Annotated in this window: 22 protein-coding genes and 1 riboswitch; of the genes, 15 read left to right on the top strand and 7 right to left on the bottom strand. The window is 71.2% G+C overall.

Features of this window, described 5'->3' with window-relative positions:
• Positions 1–162: 162 nt before the first annotated feature.
• Entirely contained in the window at positions 163–804 is a 642-nt protein-coding gene (locus tag AB0J16_RS14170; protein ID WP_358538482.1) for a response regulator transcription factor, read from the top strand.
• Positions 805–862: 58 nt separating this feature from the next.
• A complete protein-coding gene (thiI, locus tag AB0J16_RS14165) occupies positions 863–2,059 on the top strand; it encodes a tRNA uracil 4-sulfurtransferase ThiI (RefSeq protein WP_358538480.1) in 1,197 nt (398 codons plus the stop codon).
• Positions 2,060–2,329: 270 nt separating this feature from the next.
• Here the strand turns inward: thiI and AB0J16_RS14160 are convergent, their stop codons facing one another.
• Together AB0J16_RS14160 and aroF are read right to left on the bottom strand one after the other, a co-directional pair.
• The gene (locus AB0J16_RS14160; protein ID WP_357945114.1) at positions 2,330–2,620 is read right to left on the bottom strand and encodes a YiaA/YiaB family inner membrane protein; all 291 of its coding nucleotides are present in this window, start codon (positions 2,618–2,620) and stop codon (positions 2,330–2,332) included.
• 112 nt (positions 2,621–2,732) lie between these two features.
• Positions 2,733–3,764, bottom strand: coding sequence for a 3-deoxy-7-phosphoheptulonate synthase (aroF, locus tag AB0J16_RS14155; RefSeq protein WP_358538477.1), 1,032 nt, complete (start codon positions 3,762–3,764; stop codon positions 2,733–2,735).
• 257 nt (positions 3,765–4,021) lie between these two features.
• Between aroF and AB0J16_RS14150 the strand changes: the two genes are divergently transcribed.
• The 3 genes from AB0J16_RS14150 (at position 4,022) to AB0J16_RS14140 (ending at position 6,633) form a co-directional block, all read left to right on the top strand.
• Positions 4,022–4,618: a sulfite oxidase-like oxidoreductase gene (locus AB0J16_RS14150; protein WP_358538475.1), complete on the top strand. Its 597-nt coding sequence runs from the start codon at positions 4,022–4,024 to the stop codon at positions 4,616–4,618.
• A 44-nt stretch (positions 4,619–4,662) separates the two neighbouring features.
• Positions 4,663–5,826, top strand: a complete 1,164-nt coding sequence (locus AB0J16_RS14145; protein ID WP_358538472.1) for a histidine kinase — start codon at positions 4,663–4,665, stop codon at positions 5,824–5,826.
• A 66-nt stretch (positions 5,827–5,892) separates the two neighbouring features.
• On the top strand, positions 5,893–6,633 hold the full coding sequence (locus tag AB0J16_RS14140) for a LytTR family DNA-binding domain-containing protein (RefSeq protein ID WP_357946337.1): 741 nt from the start codon (positions 5,893–5,895) through the stop codon (positions 6,631–6,633).
• 615 nt (positions 6,634–7,248) lie between these two features.
• Here AB0J16_RS14140 and AB0J16_RS14135 read toward each other — a convergent pair.
• Complete coding sequence (locus AB0J16_RS14135; protein WP_358538470.1) at positions 7,249–8,091, bottom strand: deoxyribonuclease IV; 843 nt, start codon at positions 8,089–8,091, stop codon at positions 7,249–7,251.
• 155 nt (positions 8,092–8,246) lie between these two features.
• Here AB0J16_RS14135 and uraD point away from each other — a divergent pair, with 155 nt between their 5' ends.
• From uraD to alc, 9 genes are all read left to right on the top strand, one after another.
• Positions 8,247–8,732, top strand: coding sequence for a 2-oxo-4-hydroxy-4-carboxy-5-ureidoimidazoline decarboxylase (uraD, locus tag AB0J16_RS14130; protein ID WP_358538467.1), 486 nt, complete (start codon positions 8,247–8,249; stop codon positions 8,730–8,732).
• A complete protein-coding gene (gene uraH / locus AB0J16_RS14125) occupies positions 8,729–9,031 on the top strand; it encodes a hydroxyisourate hydrolase (RefSeq protein WP_358538853.1) in 303 nt (100 codons plus the stop codon). The genes uraD and uraH overlap by 4 nt, the downstream gene beginning before the upstream one ends.
• Positions 9,032–9,034: 3 nt before the next feature.
• Positions 9,035–9,907 (top strand): factor-independent urate hydroxylase, encoded by an 873-nt coding sequence (pucL, locus tag AB0J16_RS14120; RefSeq protein ID WP_358538464.1) that lies wholly within the window; start codon positions 9,035–9,037, stop codon positions 9,905–9,907.
• 4 nt (positions 9,908–9,911) lie between these two features.
• On the top strand, positions 9,912–10,772 hold the full coding sequence (locus AB0J16_RS14115; protein WP_358538461.1) for a xanthine dehydrogenase family protein subunit M: 861 nt from the start codon (positions 9,912–9,914) through the stop codon (positions 10,770–10,772).
• Complete coding sequence (locus tag AB0J16_RS14110) at positions 10,772–11,245, top strand: (2Fe-2S)-binding protein (protein ID WP_358538458.1); 474 nt, start codon at positions 10,772–10,774, stop codon at positions 11,243–11,245. Before AB0J16_RS14115 ends, AB0J16_RS14110 begins: the two co-directional genes overlap by 1 nt.
• Complete coding sequence (locus tag AB0J16_RS14105) at positions 11,242–12,651, top strand: 8-oxoguanine deaminase (protein WP_358538455.1); 1,410 nt, start codon at positions 11,242–11,244, stop codon at positions 12,649–12,651. The genes AB0J16_RS14110 and AB0J16_RS14105 overlap by 4 nt, the downstream gene beginning before the upstream one ends.
• A 131-nt stretch (positions 12,652–12,782) precedes the next feature.
• Entirely contained in the window at positions 12,783–13,922 is a 1,140-nt protein-coding gene (locus tag AB0J16_RS14100) for a glycerate kinase (protein ID WP_358538453.1), read from the top strand.
• Between the two features lie 11 nt (positions 13,923–13,933).
• Positions 13,934–15,244 (top strand): allantoinase AllB, encoded by a 1,311-nt coding sequence (gene allB / locus AB0J16_RS14095; RefSeq protein WP_358538451.1) that lies wholly within the window; start codon positions 13,934–13,936, stop codon positions 15,242–15,244.
• Entirely contained in the window at positions 15,245–16,189 is a 945-nt protein-coding gene (gene alc / locus AB0J16_RS14090) for an allantoicase (protein WP_358538449.1), read from the top strand.
• 58 nt (positions 16,190–16,247) lie between these two features.
• Here the strand turns inward: alc and pknB are convergent, their stop codons facing one another.
• The 4 genes from pknB to AB0J16_RS14070 form a co-directional block, all read right to left on the bottom strand.
• On the bottom strand, positions 16,248–18,179 hold the full coding sequence (gene pknB, locus AB0J16_RS14085) for a Stk1 family PASTA domain-containing Ser/Thr kinase (RefSeq protein ID WP_358538446.1): 1,932 nt from the start codon (positions 18,177–18,179) through the stop codon (positions 16,248–16,250).
• A gap of 226 nt (positions 18,180–18,405) precedes the next feature.
• Positions 18,406–19,161, bottom strand: coding sequence for a thiazole synthase (locus tag AB0J16_RS14080; protein ID WP_357945153.1), 756 nt, complete (start codon positions 19,159–19,161; stop codon positions 18,406–18,408).
• Positions 19,154–19,354, bottom strand: a complete 201-nt coding sequence (gene thiS, locus AB0J16_RS14075; protein ID WP_225298594.1) for a sulfur carrier protein ThiS — start codon at positions 19,352–19,354, stop codon at positions 19,154–19,156. Before thiS ends, AB0J16_RS14080 begins: the two co-directional genes overlap by 8 nt.
• Positions 19,351–20,571: an FAD-dependent oxidoreductase gene (locus AB0J16_RS14070; RefSeq protein ID WP_358538444.1), complete on the bottom strand. Its 1,221-nt coding sequence runs from the start codon at positions 20,569–20,571 to the stop codon at positions 19,351–19,353. The genes thiS and AB0J16_RS14070 overlap by 4 nt, the downstream gene beginning before the upstream one ends.
• Positions 20,561–20,677, bottom strand: a riboswitch (TPP riboswitch). (Overlaps the previous gene by 11 nt.)
• Positions 20,678–20,735: 58 nt before the next feature.
• Here AB0J16_RS14070 and AB0J16_RS14065 point away from each other — a divergent pair.
• Complete coding sequence (locus AB0J16_RS14065; RefSeq protein WP_358538441.1) at positions 20,736–21,899, top strand: FAD-dependent oxidoreductase; 1,164 nt, start codon at positions 20,736–20,738, stop codon at positions 21,897–21,899.
• The last annotated feature ends 19 nt before the right edge of the window (positions 21,900–21,918 follow it).

The raw sequence follows: 21,918 nt of genomic DNA, 5'->3' as shown, positions 1-21,918 counted from the left end.
TCGTCACGCGACTGCCTCGGGCCCCTGTGACGGTTCGTGGTGGCTGGGATCCTTTTGGGGGATACCCCCCCGGGGGGAGCGGGAGAGGACGGTGGGTCCTCAGGGAGGGACGTCGGGGAGCGGAAGGAGACGGGTCGTCGTCGCGACCCTAGAGTGGCGGCCATGGTGCGGGTGATGGTGGTGGATGACCATCCGATGTGGCGCGACGGGGTTGCCAGGGATCTGGCCGAGGCGGGCTACGAGGTGGTCGCCGCCGTGGGTGAGGGGCGTCAGGCGCTACGCGTGGCCGGGGCGGTGCTGCCCGAGGTGGTGGTGCTCGATCTGCGGCTGCCCGACATGTCGGGGGCCGAGGTGGCCGAAGGGCTGGCCGGGATGGCGGTGCCGCCGAGGGTGCTGGTGTTGTCGGCCAGTGCCGAGCAGGACGACGTGCTGGACGCGGTCAAGGCGGGCGCTTCCGGATATCTGGTGAAGTCGGCGAGCCGGGAGGAGTTCCTCGACGCCGTACGGCGGACCGCGGACGGCGACGCGGTGTTCACGCCCGGCCTGGCCGGGCTCGTACTGGGGGAGTACCGGCGGCTCGCCGCCCAGTCCGCGCCGGCCGAGGGACCTCGGCTGACCGAGCGAGAGACCGAGGTGCTGCGGCTGGTCGCCAAGGGCCTGTCCTACCGGCAGATCGCCGACCGGCTCGTGCTCTCGCACCGGACCGTCCAGAACCACGTCCAGAACACGCTCCAGAAGCTCCAGCTCCACAACCGGGTAGAACTGGTGCGATATGCGATCGAGCAGGGGCTCGACGCGGACTAAACTCGGTGGGTCGAGGCGTTGGCCTCGGCGCGTCCCCATCACTCCCGGAGGTTCTGCCATGTCGATGTCCGCCCTGGGCGAGCCGTGCGTTCTGCTCAAGCTGGGCGAGATCGTCCTCAAAGGTAAGAACCGCGACATTTTCGAACGCCGCCTGGTCGACAACATCCGCGAAGCCGTCAAGGAGCTCGGCCTCAAGCTCGACGTGCGCAAGCGGCACGGCGTCATCGCGATCTTCCTGCCCGACGGTGCCACGGCCGAACAGTCGGAGACCGTGGCCAAGCGCGTCGCCGACGTGCCCGGCCTGGTCTGGATCCACTCGGCCTGGCGGGTCGCCAAGGACCCCGACGCCGTGCTCAAGGCGAGCCTGGAGCTGGTGTCCGAGCGCGAGGAGGTCAAGCGCGGAGCGACGTTCGCGGTGCGCTCGCGCCGCCGCGACAAGCGCTTCCCGCTGCGCTCCAACGAGCTCGACCGGCTGGTCGGCGGCGCCATCAACGACGAGTACGGCCTGCCCGTCAACCTGAAGAACCCGGAGCTGACGATCTCCATCGAGGTCGACAAGGACGAGGTGTTCGTCTTCACCGGCGGCATCCCCGGCCAGGGCGGCCTGCCGGTCGGCAGCAGCGGCCGGGCGCTGGTGCTCATGTCGGGCGGCATCGACTCGCCGGTGGCCGCCTACCGGATGATGCGCCGCGGCCTGCACGTCGACTTCCTGCACTTCTCGGGCATCCCGTTCACCACGTCCGAGTCGATCTACAAGGCGTACGCGCTGGTCAGGAAGCTCGACCGGTTCCAGGGCCGGTCGCGGCTGTGGGTGGTGCCGTTCGGCAAGGCCCAGCAGTCGATCCGCACGTCCGGCCAGGACCGGCTCGCGGTGATCGCCCAGCGCCGGCTCATGCTCAAGACGGCCGAGGAGGTCGCGCACCGCATCCGCGCCGCCGCCCTGATCACCGGTGATGCCCTGGGCCAGGTCTCCTCCCAGACGCTGACCAACATCACGGCCCAGGACCACGCGGTCGAGCTGCCGATCCTGCGCCCGCTGGTGGGCTGGGACAAGACGGAGATCATGGCCGAGGCCCGGCGCATCGGCACGCTGGAGATCTCCGAGCTGCCCGACGAGGACTGCTGCACGCTGCTGGCCCCCAAGCGGGCCGAGACGCGCGCGAAGATCGAGGACCTCAAGCAGATCGAGAAGCGGCTGGACGCCGAAGAGCTGGCCGTCCAGCTCGCCGACTCGATCCAGGAATACAAGCTCTGAGCCGGCGAGGGAGTGCCGTCGTCTGGAGGAGGAGCCCGCGAGGGAGTGCCGTCGTCTGGAGGAGGAGCCCGCGAGGGAGTGCCGTCGTCTGGAGGAGGAGCGCCGGGAGCGTAGCGACCAGAGCGACGGGGGAAGGCGGCGGCGTTTGGCGACCGAGCCGCCTCACGGAGTGAGGCAAATAAGCACGGAGCGTAGCGACCAGAGCGACGGGGGAAGGCGGCGGCATTGGGCGACCGAGCCCGCCGCACGGAGTGCGGCAAATAAGCACGGTCAGGACGCGTCCACCCTGAACGGGTCGTGCTCGGCGAGCAGCTTGTCCAGGCGGGCTTGGTCGACGCGGGTGCTGACCCCCGACAGCTCCTGACGGTCGCGTACGACCTTGCTGAGGGTGATGGTCGAGGTGATGACGTACAGGACGCCCAGGGCGAGGAAGGCCCTGATCCACCCGGAGGCCGGGAGGTAGACCAGGGCGAGCACCACGGACGACACGGAGACCCCGAACGACAGGATGGCCTGGACGTAGTAGGCGGTGGTCTGGGTGGGTTGGATGGGCTTCGTCATGTCGACCATCATCAGACTGGGCGACATGTCGGCACATGGGGTTACGTACTCAAGTTACTCATGAGTACGGCCGACCGGGCGCGTGGTGCCGGCCGTACTCATCCCAGGCGGATCAGACCGTCAGCGCGGCGGCGGCGCTCTTGCCGAGCAGCGGCGGGAAGTCCCGCATGACCTGGGCCAGCTCGCCCAGATCGGTGTCGACCAGCGCCTGCGGACCGTCGACGATCGCCTGCTCGGGATGCGGGTGCACGTCGATGATGACGCCGTCGGCGCCCACGGCGATCGCCGCCCGCGTCAGCGGCAGCACCAGGCCACGCTGGCCGCCCGAGTGCGACGGGTCGACGATCACCGGCAGGTGCGACAGCCGCTGCGCCACCGGCACCGCCGAGACGTCGAGGGTGTTGCGCGTGGCGGTCTCGAACGTCCGGATACCGCGCTCACACAGCACGATGTCGAGGTTGCCGCGCCGCGCGATGTACTCGGCGGCCATCAGCCACTCCTCGATCGTCGAGCTCATGCCGCGCTTGAGCATGACCGGCCGGCCCGCGGCGCCGACCGCCTGCAGCAGCGCGAAGTTCTGCGCGTTGCGGGTGCCGACCTGCAGCATGTCCGCGTACGAGGCGACCAGGGCGACGTCCTGCGCGTCGACCACCTCGGTGACGATCGGCAACCCCGTCTCCTCGCGCACGTCAGCGAGGATGCGCAGGCCCTGCTCGCCCAGCCCCTGGAAGGCGTACGGCGAGGTGCGGGGCTTGAAGGCGCCGCCGCGCAGCAGGGTCGCGCCCGCCGCCATGGCCATCCTGGCCGCCTCCAGCGTCTGCTGGGGCGTCTCCACCGCGCACGGCCCCGCGATCAGCGTCACGGTGCCGGGGCCGATCGGCACGCCGCCCACGTGGACCGTGGAGCGTTCGGGATGGTTCTCCCTGCTCACCAGCTTGTACGGAGTGCTCACCCGCATCACCTCGCGCACCCCCGGCATGCCCCGCAGGCTCGCCTCGTCGAGCTGGGTCACATCGCCCACCAGCCCGACGATCGTGCGCCGTACACCCCTGCTCACGAACGCCTCTACCCCGGCCGCCTGGACGACCGCGACGATCGACGCGATGTCATCCCCGGTTGCCTCCTGGCCCATCACGATCACCATCTGCTGCTCCTTTGATCAAGCGCGGAAAAAGCCCTGGAAACGCCGAAAGGCCCCGGGTCCATGTGGACCCGGGGCCTTTCGTTCGCCTGTCTGCTAGCGCAGCGTCAGGTGGCGAACGGACACGGGTCCGTCGCCATACCAAAACACGAACGCTTTACGCATAGTCGCCATCGTAGCGCACCGCACCCGCGCGCAAGGCAGACACAGGCCGATGGCAGGATGGCCCAAGACCACGGAAACCGGCGAGGGGAGTGTACGTGGAGGAATCGCGGCTGCCTCCGGGCCAGTACGTCCCGCGCGGCCGGCCGGTGATCCACTACGGCAGGGTGCCGCAGTTCCGGCCCGAGAGCTGGGACTTCCGTGTCTTCGGAGCCACCGCCTCGGGCGAGGAACACCGCTTCACCTGGCCGGAGTTCGAGAGCCTGCCCCGCACCGGCGTCATCGCGGATTTCCACTGCGTCACCAAGTTCTCGATCATGGGCAACGAGTGGCGGGGCGTCAGCCCGGCGACGATCGTCGCGGCGGCCCCGCCCGACCCGGGCGTGCGGCACGTGATGATCTGGGCCGAGTACGGCTACAGCGCCAATCTCCGGATGTCCGACTTCATCGCCTCGGACACGCTGTTCGCCATGGAGCTGGACGACAAGCCGATCAGCGCCGACCGGGGCTTCCCCGTACGCGCCGTCGTGCCCCATCTGTACGCCTGGAAAAGCGTCAAATGGGTGCGGGCCATCGAGTATCTCCTCGAAGATCGCCGAGGCTTCTGGGAGGAACGCGGCTACCACAACGTGGCCGATCCCTGGCGCGAGCAACGCTACTCCTACCAGGAAGAACCCGGGGAGGGCCCTCCGTAGGGTTTCCGCCCGAACACGGTCCGTTGTTGGCTACGGTTGCCCGCATGTCGACCACCGCGTGCGTGGTGCTGTCCTGCCTGACCTTCGTCCTCGGCTACGTCGTCGCCCTGGTGCCGCGGGGACGCCGGGAGCCGCGCGAGCCGTCCGGGCCTCCCGCGGGTGACTGGAGGGACGAGGCGACCTACACGGCGCTGCACATCGCGGCCCTGGCGGCACCCTCGCTGCGCGCCGGGCTGAACCGCGACTCGGCTCGCAAGGCGGTACGCCATCTGCACGCCCTGCTCGGCACCTACGCCGTCGCGATCACTTCGACCGAGGCGGCGCTGGCCTGGGACGGCCCGTGCACCGACGAGGTGCTCACCTACGCGCGCACCGCGCTGGCGTCCGGGCGGCCGCAGGTGTTCGCCGGGGAGCCGTACGGCGCGGTCGTGGTGCCGCTGCTCGTCGACGGCAAGCTCGTCGGCACGCTGGCGGCCTTCGACCAGGAGGTGAGCGCGGCGCTGGTGCGCACTGTCACCGAGGTCGGCCGGTGGGTGTCGGGCCAGCTGGAGCTGGCCGAGCTCGACACCTCGCGGCGGCGCGCGCTGGAGGCGGAGATGCGCGCCCTGCGGGCGCAGATCTCGCCGCACTTCATCTACAACGCGCTGACCACGATCGCCTCGTTCGTCCGCACCGATCCGGCGCGGGCCCGGGAGCTGCTGCTGGACTTCGCCGACTTCGCCCGTTACGCGCTGCGCCGGGCGCATGACTTCACCACCCTGGCCGACGAGCTGACCTGCGTCGACCGCTACCTGCTGCTGGAGCGGGCGCGTTTCGGCGACCGGCTGCGCTTCAGCGTGCAGGTGGCGCCGGAGGTGCTGCCGGTGCCGGTGCCGTTCCTGTGCCTGCAACCGCTGGTGGAGAACGCGATCAAGCACGGCATGGGCAGCCGCGGCGGTGTCGGGCAGGTCCGCGTGGTGGCTCGCGACGCCGGGCCGGAGGCGCACATCACTGTCGAGGACGACGGCACCGGCATGGATCCGGAGCACGTCAGGCGGGTGCTCGACGACGACCCGAGGCGCGAGGGCAACGGCATCGGCCTGGCCAACGTGGACGTGCGGATGCGCCAGATCTACGGCGACGGCTACGGGCTGGTGGTGGAGACGGCGCTGGGCTCGGGCACCACCGTGCGGCTCCGCGTGCCCAAGTCGCGCCTCAGCTCTCTGTAGTCAATTATTCGCGCTGCGTGCGCAAGTGGGTTGTGACCTCAGCGTTATTAAGGCAGCGTGGTGGTCATGCTGCGTGTGCTGGCCGTCGACGATGAGGTGCCCGCTTTGGAAGAACTGGCCTACTTGCTGCGCAAGGACGCCAGAGTGGAACGGGTCACGACCGCGAGCGACGGCGTCGCGGCCCTGCAGGAGATGGTCCAGATGATCGGGACCGGCGAGCGGCTCGACGGGGTGTTCCTCGACATCCGGATGCCCGGCATCGACGGGCTCGACCTGGCCAAGCTCGTCGGCGGATTCCCCAGCCCGCCCAGGCTGGTGTTCGTCACGGCGCACGAGGATTGCGCGGTGCGGGCGTTCGAGCTGGAGGCCGTCGACTACCTGCTGAAACCGGTCCGGGCCGAGCGGCTGGCCGAGGCGGTGCGCAGGCTGGAGGTGGCCGTGGCGCCGCCCGCCGAGCCGGCCCTCGACGACGTGATCCCGGTTGAGCTGAGCGGGATCACCAGGTTCGTCCCGCAGCAGGCGGTCTGGTACGCCGAGGCGAAGGGCGACTACGTACGCCTGCACACGGTCGACGGCAGCTACCTCGTCCGCATGTCCCTGGCGGCGCTGGAGCGGCGCTGGGCCGACGCGGGGTTCATCCGGGTGCACCGCAGCACCCTCGTCTCCGCCAGGCACGTGAGCGAGCTCAGGTTCGAGGGCGGCAGGGTGATGCTGACCGTCGGCACCCAGACGCTCCAGGTGAGCAGGCGGCACAGCCGCCAGGTGCGCGAGCAGCTGGTACGCCAGCATCGCGGCGCCATTTCCTAGCCCGTCACCGACCCGTTGTGCCGCCCGTTTCCCGGGTGGGGTGGGCGTGAACGCGGGGAGTGTGAACGGCCGCCCGCGCGGTTCGCCGCGCCGGGCGATTTCTCCGTGATGGTGGCGAGTTCCCTGGTCACACCGGGTCGCGTGGCTCTGTGGCGTCCGGACGGCCGTCGTGTCCGGGATCGCGGGGCCGCGGAAGTGACCGTTCGTCGTGCCGGAACCGCCGTTCGTCGTACCAGCACGCTCCGTATGGCGATGACTACAGACCGTTCGACGAGCTGTCCGTAAACGGGGGTTCGCCCGCAAGATCGCGACCGTAGTGTTTGCGCATCGGAAGCCACCCGGCGCATCGGGGGGGACGAGCCGAAAGGCTCGCTGATTAGTCTGATGCGTCGGATCCTCCGGTGACCGCGCAGGTCACCACGGCTGTCGGGCCCTCTACCGGGGGGCAGGGCCCGCCTGCCGAGCACGTGTGGGACGCCCGCTGTGGCCGCGGAAAGGACCGCGATCCGGCTTACGGGGGTGGCCGGATCGCGAGAGCGGGCGTCCCGACACGTGCGCCAAGGCCCAACAGGGCCGACTCACGTGCACCAACGCTCAGCTGGGCCTGGCGCAGAGCTACGGCTCGTCGCGGAGCTTCTTGAGGGTGGCGATGTCCTCGCGGTGCTTGTCGGCCTTCCCCGGCGTCTCGATGCAGATCGGTACGCCCGCCACGGCTGGGTGCCGCATCAGGTCGGCGAACGGCTGGGCGCCGATGTGCCCCGCGCCGATGTTCTCGTGGCGGTCCTTCTTCGAGCCGCACACGTCCTTGGAGTCGTTGGCGTGGATCAGCTTCAGCCGCCCCGGCGCGATCGCGTGCAGCGCGTCGAACGTCTCCTTGACCCCGCTCGCCGCGACCAGGTCGTGCCCGGCCGAGAACGCGTGGCAGGTGTCGAGGCAGATGCCGGCCCGCGGGTGCCAGTCGAGCGCCGCCAGGTAGGGCTCCAGATCCTGCATCGTGGCGCAGAGCATCGCCCCCTGGCCCGCCATCGGCTCCAGCAGCAGGTCGGGGCCGCCCTCGGGGATCTCGTCGAGCAGCGGCAACAGGTGCTCGCGCAGCTGGCGCATCGCGTCGTCGCGCGGCTGCGTCACCGCCGAGCCCGTGTGCACCACGACTCCCTTGGCGCCGACCTCGGCGCCGCGGCGCAGCGTGTAGCGGACGAGCGCGATGGTGCCGGCCACCGTCTCGGGGTTGGGGGAGCCGAAGTTGGCCAGGTAGGGCACATGCACGAAGGTATCGACACCCGAGGCGGCCAGCGCGGCGTCCTCTTCGGGCTTGCCCGGCGTGAGCGCCCAGGCGCGCGGGTTGGTGACGAACACCTGGATCATCTCGGCGCCGATCTCGGCCATGTACGCGAGACCGCCCGTCGCCAGGCCGCCCGCGACGGAGACGTGCCCGCCGATGAGAGAGGTTGGGGTCATGATGCCTAACAGTTTAGGCGGGCGGCGGAGCGGGCCGGCCGGACGGGATATGCGGCGAGCTTGGAGCATGACACGAAAAGTCCTAGCCAACCGCTGGGCCACTTGAGAGTTCTTGCGGATGGACCGGGCACCAGGCGGGTGTGTGTACTGCTGCTATGCCCAACACGCTCACCGGTCTGGCCGGGTTCAACGCCCGGGAGGACATCGAGGCGGAGCTGCTCGCCTGCTGCGCCTCCCGCGCCTTCGCCAGGTCCGTCGCGACCCGGCGCCCCTACAGTGACCCGGACCGCCTCGCCGCCGCCGCGGACGCGGCCGTACGCGACCTGGCCTGGCCCGACGTACTCGAAGCGCTCAGCGCCCACCCCAGGATCGGGGAGCGCGCCGAGAGCGCCTGGTCCAGGCAGGAGCAGTCGGGCGTGGAGGACGACACGCGCGCCGAGCTGGCCGAGGGCAACCGGGCCTACGAGGACCGTTTCGGCCACGTCTACCTGATCTGCGCCACCGGCCTGACGGGCGCGGAGATGCTGGCCAGGCTGCGCGAACGCCTGCTCCACGACGAGGAGACCGAACGCGCCACCGTTCGCGACGAGCTGGCCAAGATCACCAGGCTGCGGCTGGTCAAGCTGCTGGAGGGGTCCTGATGAGCTTCTCCACGCACGTCCTGAACGCCGTCACCGGCCGCCCCGCGGCGGGAGTGGCCGTACGGCTGGAGTACGAGGGCCAGGTCGTGGCCGACGGCCGCACCGACGCCGACGGCCGGATCAAGGGCTGGAACCCCGGCGCCGGCGTCCACCGGGTGGTCTTCGACACCGGCGCCTACCTGGCCGACACGTTCTACCCCGAGGTCGTCATCACCTTCACCGTGACGGACCCGGCCGCGCACTATCACGTGCCGCTGCTGCTCAGCCCGTTCGCCTACTCCACCTACCGAGGGAGCTAGAACGTGCCCGACGTCATCCTGGGGCCCAACCGCTACGGCAAGGCGGAGACCAGGCTCGTCCGTGTCGTCCGGGAGGGCGACGTCCACCACCTCAAGGACCTGAGCGTCAGCTCCTCACTCTCCGGCGACATGACGGCAGTCCACCTGACCGGCGACAACGCCACCGTGCTGCCGACCGACTCGCAGAAGAACACCGTCTACGCCTTCGCCAAGAAGCACGGCGTCGACCAGATCGAGGACTTCGCGCTGCTGCTGGCCAGGCACTACGTCGCGTCGCAGCCGTCGATCGACCACGCCAGGGTGGAGATCGAGGAGTATGCCTGGGAGCGGATCGGCGGCGACCGGCCGCACTCGTTCGCGCGCAAGGGCGGCGAGGTGCGCACCTGTGTCGTCCACCATGACCGGGACGGCCGCACCACCGTGGTCTCCGGCCTGAAGGACCTGGTCGTGCTCAACTCGACGGGCTCGGAGTTCCACGGCTACATCCAGGACGAGTACACCACGCTGCCGCCGACCACCGACCGCGTCCTCGCCACCGCCGTCGCCGCCCGGTGGCGCCACGCTTCAGAAGGGTCCGCGTACGGCAAGTCGTACGAGGAGGTCCGGCGCTGCCTGCTTGAGACGTTCGCCGACACGCACAGCCTGTCGCTGCAGCAGACGCTGTACGCGATGGGAAAACGGGTACTGGACACCCGAGGCGAGGTCTGCGAGATCAGGTTCGCGATGCCGAACAAGCACCACTTCCTGGTGGATCTCTCGCCGTTCGGCCTGGACAACGACAACGAGGTCTACTTCGCGGCCGACCGCCCCTATGGCCTGATCGAGGGCGGCGTACTGCGCGAGGACGCCCCTGACGCCGCATTCGCCTGGGAGTAGAACGATGGAATTCCTGCGCCCCACGACATGGGACGAGGCGCTGGCCGCCAAGGCGGACCGGCCCGGGGCCGTGCCCATCCAGGGTGGCACCGACGTGATGGTCGAGATCAACTTCGACGCGCGACGGCCGGAGGCGCTGCTGGACCTGACCCGCGTGCCCGAGTTGCGTACCTGGTCCCTGGAGGACGGCCGCTACCGGGTGGGGGCCGCCGTGCCGTACACCACGATCATCGAGGAGCTCGGCGGCCCGCTGCCGGGACTGGCGCAGGCGTCGCGGACGGTCGGCTCGCCGCAGATCCGCAACCGCGGCTCGGTCGGCGGGAACCTCGGCGCGGCCTCGCCCGCCGGGGACAGCCACCCGCCGCTGCTGGCCGCCGGGGCGGTGATCGAGGTGGAGTCGCGCGACGGCGGCGTCAGGATGATCCCCGCGCACGAGTTCTACCTTGGCGTCAAGCGGTCCGCGCTGCGGCCGGACGAGCTGATCAGGGCCGTCCACCTCGAACCCGCCACCGGCCCCCAATACTTCTCCAAGGTCGGCACCCGCAACGCCATGGTCATCGCGGTGTGCTCGTTCGCGGTCGCGCTGCATCCCGGGGAGAGGCGGGTCGGCACCGGCCTCGGATCGGCCGCGCCCACGCCGCGCAGGGCGCTGGAGGCCGAGGAGTTCCTGCGCCGCGAGCTCGACTGGAACGCCCGGCTCGACCCCGCCGTGCTGAAGCGGTTCGGCGAGCTGTGCGCTCAGGCCGCCTCGCCGATCGACGACGTGCGCGGCACCGCCGACTACCGCAGGCACGCCATCGGCGTGATGGCCCGCCGCACGCTGACCTGGGCCTGGAACGACTACCGAGGAAGGAGGGCCGCCTGATGCGCGTCACCTTCACTGTCAACGGCCGCGAGGAGTGCGCCGACGACGTGTGGGAGGGCGAGAGCCTCCTGTACGTGCTGCGCGAACGGGTCGGCCTGCCCGGCTCCAAGAACGCCTGCGAGCAGGGCGAATGCGGATCGTGCACGGTCTACCTCGACGGTACGCCGGTCTGCGCCTGCCTGGTCGCCGCCGGGCAGGCCGAGGGCCGCCAGGTGCGTACCGTCGAGGGCCTGGCCGACGGCGACCGCCTCGATCCCGTGCAGGAGGCGTTCGTCGAGAGCGGCGCCGTACAGTGCGGCTTCTGCACGCCCGGTCTGATCGTGCAGACGCACGACCTGCTCGAGCGCGTCGACCGGCCGTCCGACGCGGAGATCCGCGAGGCCCTCGCGGGGAACCTGTGCCGCTGCACCGGCTACGAGAAGATCCTGGACGCGGTACGGCTGGCGGCGGAGCGAAAGGCGGTGACCAGGTGACCTCTCCGACGCAGCCCGGCTCTGTGCAGATCGACAACGTCTACATCGCGCCTGTTGCCGGGCCGGAGGTCGAGTCCGGATATATCCGTATCGAGGGTGATCTGATCACCGGCCTCGGCCCCATGGCCGATGCGCCCGCCACCCCGCCGGCCACCCGGATCGACGGCACCGGCTGCCTGGCCACGCCCGGCCTGGTCAACACCCACCACCACCTCTACCAGTGGGCCTCGCAGGGCCTGGCCCAGGACGCGACCCTGTTCGAGTGGCTGGTGACCCTCTACCCCGTGTGGGCCGCCATGGACGCCGAGGTCGTCAGGGGCGCGGCCGGGGCGGGGCTCGGCCACCTGGCCCTGTCCGGCTGCACCACCTCCAGCGACCACCACTACGTCTTCCCCAAGGGCCGCGGCGACCTGCTCGCCGCCGAGATCGAGGCGGCGCGCGAGCTGGGCATCCGCTTCCACCCGGCACGCGGCTCCATGGACAGGGGCGAGTCGCAGGGCGGCCTGCCCCCGGACGTCGTCGTCGAGCGGCTCGACGAGATCCTCGCCGCCACCGCCGAGGCCGTCGACGTCTACCACGACCCGTCGTTCTCCTCGAAGCTGCGGATCGCGGTGGCGCCCTGCTCGCCGTTCTCGGTGAGCGGTGAGCTGATGACCGAGGCCGCCGCCCTCGCCCGCGACCGGGGAGTCCGCCTGCACACCCACCTGGCCGAGACGCTGGACGAGGAGGAGCACTGCCGCGCGCAGTTCGGCATGCGGCCCGTCGAGTACATGGACAAGCTCGGCTGGCTCGGCCCCGACGTCTGGTTCGCGCACGCGGTGCACCTCAGCGACTCCGACATCGGCAAGCTCGCCGCCACCGGCACCGGCTCCGCGCACTGCCCCTCCTCGAACGGCCGGCTCGGCGCCGGGATCGCCAGGGTCTCGGAGATGCTCCGCCGCGGCGCGAACGTCGGCCTCGGCGTGGACGGCAGCGCCTCCTCGGAGCTGACCACGCTGTCCGGCGAGATGCGGCAGGCACTGCTGTTCCAGCGAGCCGTGTACGGTTCGGGCGCACTGACCGCCCGGCAGGCCCTCGAACTCGCCACGCTCGGCGGAGCCCGCAACCTCGGCCGTGAGGGCGAACTGGGCACGCTGGAGGCGGGCAAGCTCGCGGACATCGCGCTGTGGCGGGTGGACGGGCCGTTCGCCTCGGCGGTGACCGACCCGGTCTGCCGCCTGGTCTTCGCCACCCGCCAGCCGCCGCTGGCCCGGCTGCTGGTCGGCGGCGAGACGGTCGTCGAGGACGACGAGCTCAGGACAGTCGCCCATGACGCCGTCGGCCGCGCGGGGGTTGAGGCCCACCGCCGCCTGATCAGGCTGGCCGAGAAGCATGGCATCACCGCCGCCAAGGAGATCCACCGGTGACCATGCCCGTCTGTCGAGAATCACGCACCGGACGCCAGTTCGAGGCGTCATCCGCCGGGATGTGATGATGAATCGTCGCGTCTCCCCGGAGGCGGGGCCGTTCGCCGTTCGTCACCGTGTGGGAGTTCGTAGTGGTTGAGCATGTGCTCGTTGCCCCCGACAAGTTCAAGGGGTCGCTGACCGCCGCCGAGGTGGCGGCCCATGTGTCGGCGGGGCTGGGCGTTCCGGCGATAGAGCTGCCGGTGGCCGACGGGGGAGACGGCACCGTGGACGCGGTCGTGGCCTGTGGCTTCACGCGCGTCTCCCGCCAGGTCACCGGGCCCACGGGCGAGCCCGTCCAGGCTTCGTACGCGCGGCGCGGAGACACCGCCGTCGTCGAGCTCGCCGAGGCGTCCGGCCTGCGCCGCCTTCCCGGCGGGCTCGAGCCGCTCACCGCCACGAGCTACGGCACCGGCGAGCTCATCGCCGACGCGATCCGCCAGGGCGCCAAGCGCGTCGTGCTGGGCCTGGGCGGCAGCGCCTGCACCGACGGGGGCGCGGGCATGGCGCAGGCGCTCGGCGCCCGCTTCCTCGACGCTCAGGGCGACGAGCTCGAGTACGGCGGAGCCGCCCTGGGCAGGCTCGACCGCATCGACATCTCCGGTTTCACGGATATGTCGGGCATTGAGGTAGTGGTGGCCAGCGACGTCGACAACCCGCTCCTCGGTCCGCACGGCGCCGCGGCGGTCTACGGTCCGCAGAAGGGCGCGACCCTGGAGGACGTGCCGGTCCTGGACCGGGCGCTCGGCCGCCTCGCCGCCGTCGCCACTCGTACACACGGTCTCGCGGGCGCCGTCGAGCACGACGACATGCCCCGCCCGATGGGCGTCGCCGGGGCTCCGGGCGCGGGGGCCGCGGGTGGCGTGGGGTTCGCGGCGCTGGCGTTCCTGCACGCCGAGGTTCAGCCGGGCATCGACTACCTGCTCGACCTGCTCGGGTTCGGTGAGCACGTCAAGGGAGCCCGTCTGGTGATCACCGGCGAGGGCTCGCTGGATGAGCAGTCGCTGCGCGGCAAGGCCCCTGTCGGCGTCGCCCAGGCGGCCGCCCGGGCGGGCGTGCCGGTGGTCGCCGTGTGCGGTCGCCGTACCCTGTCCGACGCCGAGCTCCGGGCGGCCGGCATCGAGGCCGCCTACGCCCTCACCGACCTGGAGCCCGACCCGGCCCGCTGCATGGCCGACGCCGCCGCGCTCCTCGAACGCCTGGCCGCCAAGCTCGCCGCCGACCGCCTCTGACCGGAGTTGATATGAGCGGCTATGACCTCGTGGTTCGATCGCGCAGGACCGTCACGCCCGACGGTGAGCGGGCCGCCTCGGTGGCCGTCCGTGACGGCCGGATCGCCGCGGTCGGCTCGTACGGTGAGGCCATCGAGGCGGCCGAGGACATCGACCTGCGTGACCTCGCGCTGCTGCCCGGCCTGGTCGACACCCACGTGCACGTCAACGAGCCGGGCCGTACGCACTGGGAGGGGTTCGCCTCGGCCACCAGGGCGGCCGCCGCCGGCGGGGTCACCACGATCGTGGACATGCCGCTCAACTCGCTCCCGCCCACCGTCACCGTGGACGCGCTCGACGCCAAGCTGCGCGCCGCCGACGGGCAGTGTCACGTGGACGTCGGCTTCTGGGGCGGCGCGATCCCCGGCAACGTCAAGGACCTGCGCCCCCTGCACGACCGCGGGGTCCACGGTTTCAAGTGCTTCCTGTCGCCGTCGGGCGTGGAGGAGTTCCCGCCGCTCAGCCCTTCGGAGGTACGCCAGGCGCTCACGGAGCTCGCCGGGTTCGACGGCCTCATGGTCGTACACGCCGAGGACCCGGCGTTGCTGGCCGAGCCGGCGGGCCCGACGTACCGCGAGTTCGTGGACTCCCGGCCGGGCGCGGCCGAGCGCAGCGCGGTCGAGCAGGTGATCCGGCTGGCCAGGGAGACCGGCGCCCGGGCGCATATCCTGCACGTCTCCAGCGCCGACTGCCTGGAGCCGCTGGCCGCCGCCCAGGCCGAGGGGGTACGCGTCACCGCCGAGACCTGTCCCCACTACCTGACCCTGGCCGCCGAACAGGTGCCCGAGGGCGAGACCGCCTACAAGTGCTGCCCGCCGATCCGCTCCGCCGCCAACCGCGACCGGCTCTGGGACGGGCTGGCGAGCGGCGTGCTGAGCTGCGTCGTCTCCGACCACTCGCCCGCACCGGCCGACCTCAAGGTGCCCTCGTTCGCGGCGGCCTGGGGCGGCATCGCCTCGCTCCAGCTCGGCCTGCCGGCCGTGTGGACCGAGGCGTCGCGCCGCGGTCACGGGCTGGCCGACGTGGTGCGCTGGATGTCCACCCAACCAGCCGCTATGGCCCATATTTCTGGGAAAGGCGCGATAACGGTGGGCAACGATGCTGATCTGGTGGCTTTCGATGCCACGGCCGTCAACCCGGTCGACGCGGCCCGGCTCCACCACAAGAACCCGGTGACGCCCTACCACGGCCACCTCCTCAAGGGCGCCGTCCTTACCACCTGGCTCCGCGGTCGGCCCACCGACGGCGTTCCGCACGGAGCCTTCCTGTTGGGAGAGCAGTAGATGCCCGGCTTCACCGACCTGCCCGACCTCGCCCTGCGCAGCCTCGGCGGCTCGGTGGTCGCCGCCAGCGACGAGTCCTTCGCCGAGAAGGAGAGCCTGATCCGGCCGGGACGCCCCGGCTTCCAGGCGGAGACGTTCGGCAGCAAGGGCCAGGTCTACGACGGCTGGGAGACCCGGCGCCGGCGCGAGCCCGGCCACGACTGGGCGATCGTCCGGCTCGGCCTGCCGGGGGTCGTCCGCGGCGTGGTGATCGACACGGCCTGGTTCAAGGGCAACTACCCGCCCCACGCCTCGGTCGAGGCCGTAGCCGTGGACGGCTACCCGTCGCCCGCCGAGCTCGCCGAAGCTGACTGGGTGGAGATCGTGCCGAGGAGCGACCTCAAGGGGGACGCCGAGCACGCTTTCGAGGTGACCGACGACTCCCGTTACACGCACGTCCGGCTGAACATGTATCCCGACGGCGGGATCGCCCGGCTGCGCGTGCACGGCGAGGTACGGCCGGACCTGTCCCTCTACGACGGGCTCAGCCTCGACCTGGCCGCCCTGGCGAACGGGGGGCGGGTCATCGCCTGCTCCAACGAGTTCTACTCGGCGCCCGACAACGTCCTGGCCCCCGGCCTGGCCCGCCACCAGGCGGAGGGCTGGGAGACCGCGCGGCGGCGCGAGGCCGGGAACGAATGGCTGGTCATCCGGCTCGCCGCGCGCGGCGTCATCCGGCTGGCCGAGATCGACACCACGAACCTGCTGTTCAACGCGCCCGGCTGGGTGTCACTGACCGGCTACGACGGTGACCGTGAGGTCGAGCTGCTGGCCAGGACGCGGCTGCAGCCCGACACCCCGCACCGGTTCCGTCTGGAGCACGCCGGGCCGGTCACGCGGGTGCGCGTCGACATCTATCCCGACGGGGGGCTGGCAAGGGTCCGGCTGCACGGCAACCTCGCCTGACGGCCCTCGCCTGGCCGCCGCCCGGCCGTCGGGTCACTGCCAGAGGACGATTGCCGGGTTACTGCCAGAGGACGACCACCGCGCCGGGCGGCCGCTCGCTGTTGCCCGCCGGGCGCTGGAACCGTACGACTCCATCCTTCGTGAGCTTGCGGATCTGCACCTTGAAGCCGAGCCCCTGTAACTCGTTCCTGGCGTCGTTGACGTTCTTGCCCACCACCGACGGGACGAGCTGGAACTCCTGGTCGTCACGCGCCTCGTTGTCCTCGTTGTCACCGCCGAACCAGTCCCAGAAGTCGGTCTGGCACCGGGCCACCGTGATCATGGCCTGCGCGCCCTTGTTGACCTCGGCCTTGGCCTTGGGCGCCTGCGCGATCACCGTGCACGGCTCGGCCCGGTCGTCGACCTCGTTGACCTGCACCTGGAAGCCCTGGGTGCCGAGGTAGCTGGCCGCCTCGTCCTTGGGCATGCCGCTGACGTCGGGCATCACGAGCCCCGCGCTGACGTAGAGGTTGACCTTCGAGTTCTCCTTGACCTTCTCGCCCACGTCGGGCGAGGTGCGGATCACCTTGCCGCGGTCGATCTCCTGGTTGGCCTGCCGGCTGACGCGGTTGACGTCGAGCCCGGCCTTGCCGATCGCGGTGCGGGCCTCGGGCTCGGTCATGCCCTCGACGTTGGGCACCAGCACCCGCTTCGGGCCCAGCGAGGGCACCAGCGTGAGGGCCGCGCCCCGTTCGACCTCGACGTTGCGTCCCGGGTCGGTCCTCAGTACGAGGCCCTCGGCCACCTTCTCGTCATGCTGGCCGGGCGCCGTCTTCACCTGGAAGCCCTGGGCGGAGGCGGCCTTCTGGGCAACCGCCAGGTCACTGCCGACCAGGTCGGGCACCGGCACATACGTGGTCTGCGAGAAGTACCAGCCCGTCAGCGCCACCGCCACCACCATGACCGCGGCGAGCGCGACCAGGAACCAGTTGGGCTTGAAACCGGCGCGCCGCGCGGGCAGCTCCTCGCGCGGCTGGATCATCGTGTGGTTCGGCACCACCTGCGTCATCGCGTGCGGCGCGGTGGCGGGGCCGGCGCTCGGCATCGAGTGGGGCATGGAGCGCACGCCGGACGCCCCCGCGTGCGTGGGCGGCGTCGTCGTACGGGGCAGCATGCGGTGCGCGTCGACGGCCGCCACCAGCATCGCGGTCGCGTCGGCGGGACGGTCGTCGGGGGAGCGGGCCGTGGCGTGCGTCACCAGCGTGTCGATCAGCGGTGGCACCTCCGGCACCACGGAGGACGGCGGCGGCACGGTGTCATGGACGTGGCGGTAGGCCACCGACATCGGCGTCTCGCCGTCGTAGGGCTGCTCGCCGGTCACCAGCTCGAACAGCATGATGCCCGCCGCGTAGACGTCGCTGCGCACGTCGGCGCCGCCGGTCATGACCTGCTCGGGCGACATGTAGCCGATCGTGCCGATCATCACGCCGGTGCGGGTCTGGTTGGTCGCCTCGATCGCTCGGGCCAGGCCGAAGTCCACCACCTTGACCCGGCCGTCGTCGGTGAGCAGGACGTTCTCGGGCTTGACGTCGCGGTGCACCATGCCGGCCTGATGGGCCGCGCCCAAGGCCGCGAGCACCGGTATCATGATCTCCAGCGCCTCGCGGGCGGGCAGCCTGCCCCGGTCGCGCAGGGTGTCGCGGAGCGTCTTGCCGGGGACGTACTCCATCGACAGATAGACCACGTCACCGTCGGTGCCCTGGTCGAAGACGTGCACCACGTTGGGGTGCGAGAGGCTGGCCACAGACTTGGCCTCGCCGATGAACCGCCGCACGAACGCCGGGTCCTCGGCGAGCGAGCGATGCATGACCTTCAGCGCGACCGTGCGGTCAAGCCGGACGTCGAGCGCCAGGTAGACGGTCGCCATACCGCCCCGCGCGATCCGGGACTCGATGCGATAACGCCCATCGAGCAGCCGTCCGACGAGAGGGTCCGCTGTCGTCGTGTCCACCCCGCTGAGTTTACGGGCGTTTTGCCACTGGCAAGGCCTGACCATCCGAAACCGATGCCGAGCCGTGCTCGTTGGAACGCGCCTATCTGGAACATAACCGGACATATCCTGTTTCGCCGGTTCCGCGTGGTGTCGGTGACTACGGGTCTGTCCGGGGCCCCCGCGTGGCTACGGACCCGTCGGGGGTCTCCGCGTGGCTACGGACCCGTCCGGGGTTTTCGCGTGGCTATGGGCCCGTCGGGGAGGATGCCTCCGCGTAGCGGCGGCGGGGGATGCGGCCCGCCTGGTGGGCGAGCCGGCCCGCCTGGACGGCCGCTCTCATGGCCGTCGCCATCAGCTCCGGCCGCTGCGCCCTGGTGACGGCCGTGGCCAGGAGTACGGCGTCGCAGCCCAGCTCCATCGCCAGGGCGGCGTCGCTGGCCGTACCGATGCCCGCGTCGAGGATGACCGGCACCGAGGCCGCCTCCACGATGAGCTCGATGTTGTGCGGGTTGCGGATGCCGAGGCCCGAGCCGATCGGCGCGCCGAGCGGCATCACCGCGGCACATCCGGCCAGCTCCAGGCGACGCGCCAGCGCCGGGTCGTCCCCGATGTACGGCAGCACCACGAACCCGTCGGCCACCAGCCGTTCGGCCGCGTCGAACGTCTCGATCGGGTCCGGCAGCAGCGTCCGCTCGTCGGCTATGACCTCGAGCTTGACCCAGTTCGTGCCGAGCGCCTCCCTGGCCAGCCGGGCGGTCAGCACGGCGTCGCCCGCGGTGAAACAACCGGCGGTGTTGGGCAGGACCTTGATGCCGCGTTCGCGCAGCACGTCGAGCACCGAGCCGGGCGCACTGGGGTCGAGCCGCCGCATGGCGACGGTCGTCAGCTCGGTGCCGGACGCGACCAGCGCCTGGTCGAGCACCTCCAGCGACGGGGCGCCACCGGTGCCCATGATGAGCCGGGAGGAGAACTTCTCTCCGGCTATGAGGAGATCATCCACCTTGCACCGCCGTCAGCACTTCCATCCGGTCGCTGTCGCCGAGCGCCGTCGTCTCCCAGGCGCTCCGCGTCACCACCTCGTCGTTCACGGCCACGGCCACGCCGGTCGTGGCCGTGGTGAGCGTGAGTACGGCCTGCGCCACGGTGGTGCCGTCGGGCACCTCGTGCGGGGCCCCATTGATGGTCACATTCATGAAATATCCCGATACCTCAGCGGCGAGCACAGCTCCGCGAGCTCGCTCTCCTCGCCCAGCAGAATGGCCGCCGTGAGCGGAGCCAGCAGCACCCCGCCCCGATGATGCCCAGTGGCCAGCACCAGCCCTGGCGTCCCGCTGGGCCCGATGAGCGGGACGTTGTCCGGTGTGCCCGGCCGCAGCCCCGCCACCACGTCGACGATCTCCAGCTCGGTGACGCCCGGCACCAGCTCGTGGGCGTCCCGCAGCAGCTCGTACAGTCCGCCCGCCGTCACCCTCGTGTCGAACCCCAGCTCCTCCTGGGTCGCCCCGACCACCAGCTCACCGTCACCCCTCGGCACCAGGTACACGGATTTCCCGTGGACCGTCCCGCGTACGCACCTGCCGAGCAGGGGCTGGGGGGAACGCAGCCGCATGATCTGCCCCTTGACCGGCCGTACCGGGACATCGACCAGCCCGGCACTCCACGCCCCGGCCGCCAGCACGACCCGCTCGCCCCGGATCTCATCGGGAATGTCCGCCTGCGGGCGGCTCTGGTCCGGGGGTGCGAGGCGTACGCCCACCACCTTGTCATCGTCCTGGACGTCGCCGTCCTGGAGCAGTTCGCTGACGCGAGCCCGGACGAGGGGGACGCCCAGGCGGTCGAGTGCGGCCAGGAGCGCGGCGGTGACCCGGCGCGGGTCCACCCAGGCGTCTCCACGGGCCAGCAGCCCACCGCGTACGGACGGCGCCAGCATGGGCTCCAGCCGACGGCACTCGCGCCCGGTCAGCCGCTCGACCGGTAGCCCCAGCTTCTCCATGAACGCGGCCAGCTCACCGAGCGCCGCCAGATCGTCGGCCCCGAACGCCACGGCCAGCGTCCCGTCGACCCGGAAGTCCAGCCCGGCCCGCGCGGCCTCACTGAGCCCGCTCACGACCGCTTCAGACGCCCCGGCCTCGTCAAGGCGGTTGGCGGCGGGTTTCGTACCGGCGTCGAGGCCGGCGTCGGTGGCGAGTTCGGAGGCGAAGGACGGCCAGCGGCGCAGTGCGGCGAGGCCCAGTCGGAGCAGCGGCTCCTCCGTGTAGGTGACCTCGCTCACCGGCGCCAGCATGCCCGCCGCCGCGTGCGAGGCCCCAGTGGCCGGAGCCGGATCGACCACGGTGACCGGCCGCCCCGAGCGGGACAGGCGCCAGGCGATGGACAGCCCGATGATCCCGCCGCCTACGACGATGTCCACGTCCGCTCCCTTCGCCGGCATGATCCGGATCAGGTGTCTTGCGGTCGAAGGCCCGGTGCAGCCTTCCTCTCAGCCCGGTAACGGCCGGACTCCCGCGCGTCTTACGTCTCCACCCTACGGCCTCGGCGCGACGTCCCGGCACGGGCCCCGTTATGGTCTTGAACGTGAATCATGTGGTGGTGGCAGGCGCCGGTCTGGCCGGTGTACGGAGTGTCGAGGCGCTGCGCGCGAAAGGGTTCGACGGCAGGATCACGCTGATCGGGCAAGAGCGGCACCGGCCGTACGACCGGCCACCCTTGTCGAAGGCGGTCCTGTCCGGCAGCAGCGACTCCAGCTTCGTCGACGCCGACCTCGCCGTGCTGGAGGTGGACTTCTGGCCGGGCGTCTCGGCCAAGGCGCTGCGTCCCGGCGTCGTGGAGACCACCGAGGGCGAGCTCGGCTACGACGGCCTGGTGATCGCCACCGGCGCCGAGCCGATCACGCTGCCCGGCGACGGCCGTCAGCATGTGCTGCGCACCCTCGACGACGCGCTTGAGCTGCGCGCCCGGCTCGTCAAGGGCGCCCACGTGGTGATCATCGGCGCCGGTTGGATCGGCGCCGAGGTGGCCACCGCCGCCCGCCGAGCCGGCTGCGAGGTGACCGTGATCGAGGCGGGCCCCGCCCCGCTCGCCCAGGCGGTCGGCCCTGAGATCGGCGCCCGCACCCAGGGCTGGTACGAGGGCATCGACCTGCGGCTGAACACCCTGGTCGGCTCCGTGGACGACGGCGGCGTCACACTCGCGGACGGAAGCCTCATCGAGGCGCACGTGGTCGTCACCGGCGTCGGAGTGCGCCCGACCGTCGGCTGGCTCGCGGGCTCCGGCGTCGACCTGGACAACGGCGTCGTCGCCGACGAACACCTGCGCACCTCCCTGCCGAACGTCGTGGCCGTGGGCGACTGCGCCGCCTGGTGGTCGCGCCGGTTCGAGACCAGGCTGAGGGTCGAGCACTGGGACGCCGCGCTCAACTCGCCCGAGGTGGCCGCCGCCACGCTGCTGGGTGTCGAGGCCGCCTACGACCCGGTGCCCTATTTCTGGTCCGAGCAGTTCGGCCACATGGTCCAGTACGCGGGCCACCACCCGGCCGGAGATCGTCTCCTCTACCGAGGCGAACTCGGCGGAAAATGGTCGGCCTGCTGGCTCACCTCGGACGACACCCTGGCCGCGGTGCTCGCCGTGGACCGGCCCCGAGACCTCGTCCAGGGCCGCAGAATCATCGAAGCCGGACACCGCGTAGACGCCGAACGCCTGGTAGATCCCGACCTCTCCCTACGGGACTGTGTTGTTTGAGCAAGCACGCCATGTGGTA

The organism is Nonomuraea sp. NPDC049750, assembly GCF_040659625.1.
Taxonomy (GTDB): Bacteria; Actinomycetota; Actinomycetes; order Streptosporangiales; family Streptosporangiaceae; genus Nonomuraea.
The sequence above is the reverse complement of the archived record's forward strand: the minus strand, read 5'-3'. Positions and strand labels throughout refer to the sequence as shown.

What these genes read in the sequence shown, in the direction of transcription:
- AB0J16_RS14170 (WP_358538482.1), top strand. Translation starts at nt 163, where the DNA reads ATGGTGCGGGTGATGGTGGTGGATGACCATCCGATGTGGCGCGACGGG.
- thiI (WP_358538480.1), top strand. Translation starts at nt 863, where the DNA reads ATGTCGATGTCCGCCCTGGGCGAGCCGTGCGTTCTGCTCAAGCTGGGC.
- AB0J16_RS14160 (WP_357945114.1), bottom strand. Translation starts at nt 2,620, where the DNA reads ATGACGAAGCCCATCCAACCCACCCAGACCACCGCCTACTACGTCCAG.
- aroF (WP_358538477.1), bottom strand. Translation starts at nt 3,764, where the DNA reads ATGGTGATCGTGATGGGCCAGGAGGCAACCGGGGATGACATCGCGTCG.
- AB0J16_RS14145 (WP_358538472.1), top strand. Translation starts at nt 4,663, where the DNA reads ATGTCGACCACCGCGTGCGTGGTGCTGTCCTGCCTGACCTTCGTCCTC.
- AB0J16_RS14140 (WP_357946337.1), top strand. Translation starts at nt 5,893, where the DNA reads ATGCTGCGTGTGCTGGCCGTCGACGATGAGGTGCCCGCTTTGGAAGAA.
- AB0J16_RS14135 (WP_358538470.1), bottom strand. Translation starts at nt 8,091, where the DNA reads ATGACCCCAACCTCTCTCATCGGCGGGCACGTCTCCGTCGCGGGCGGC.
- uraD (WP_358538467.1), top strand. Translation starts at nt 8,247, where the DNA reads ATGCCCAACACGCTCACCGGTCTGGCCGGGTTCAACGCCCGGGAGGAC.
- AB0J16_RS14115 (WP_358538461.1), top strand. Translation starts at nt 9,912, where the DNA reads ATGGAATTCCTGCGCCCCACGACATGGGACGAGGCGCTGGCCGCCAAG.
- AB0J16_RS14110 (WP_358538458.1), top strand. Translation starts at nt 10,772, where the DNA reads ATGCGCGTCACCTTCACTGTCAACGGCCGCGAGGAGTGCGCCGACGAC.
- allB (WP_358538451.1), top strand. Translation starts at nt 13,934, where the DNA reads ATGAGCGGCTATGACCTCGTGGTTCGATCGCGCAGGACCGTCACGCCC.
- alc (WP_358538449.1), top strand. Translation starts at nt 15,245, where the DNA reads ATGCCCGGCTTCACCGACCTGCCCGACCTCGCCCTGCGCAGCCTCGGC.
- thiS (WP_225298594.1), bottom strand. Translation starts at nt 19,354, where the DNA reads ATGAATGTGACCATCAATGGGGCCCCGCACGAGGTGCCCGACGGCACC.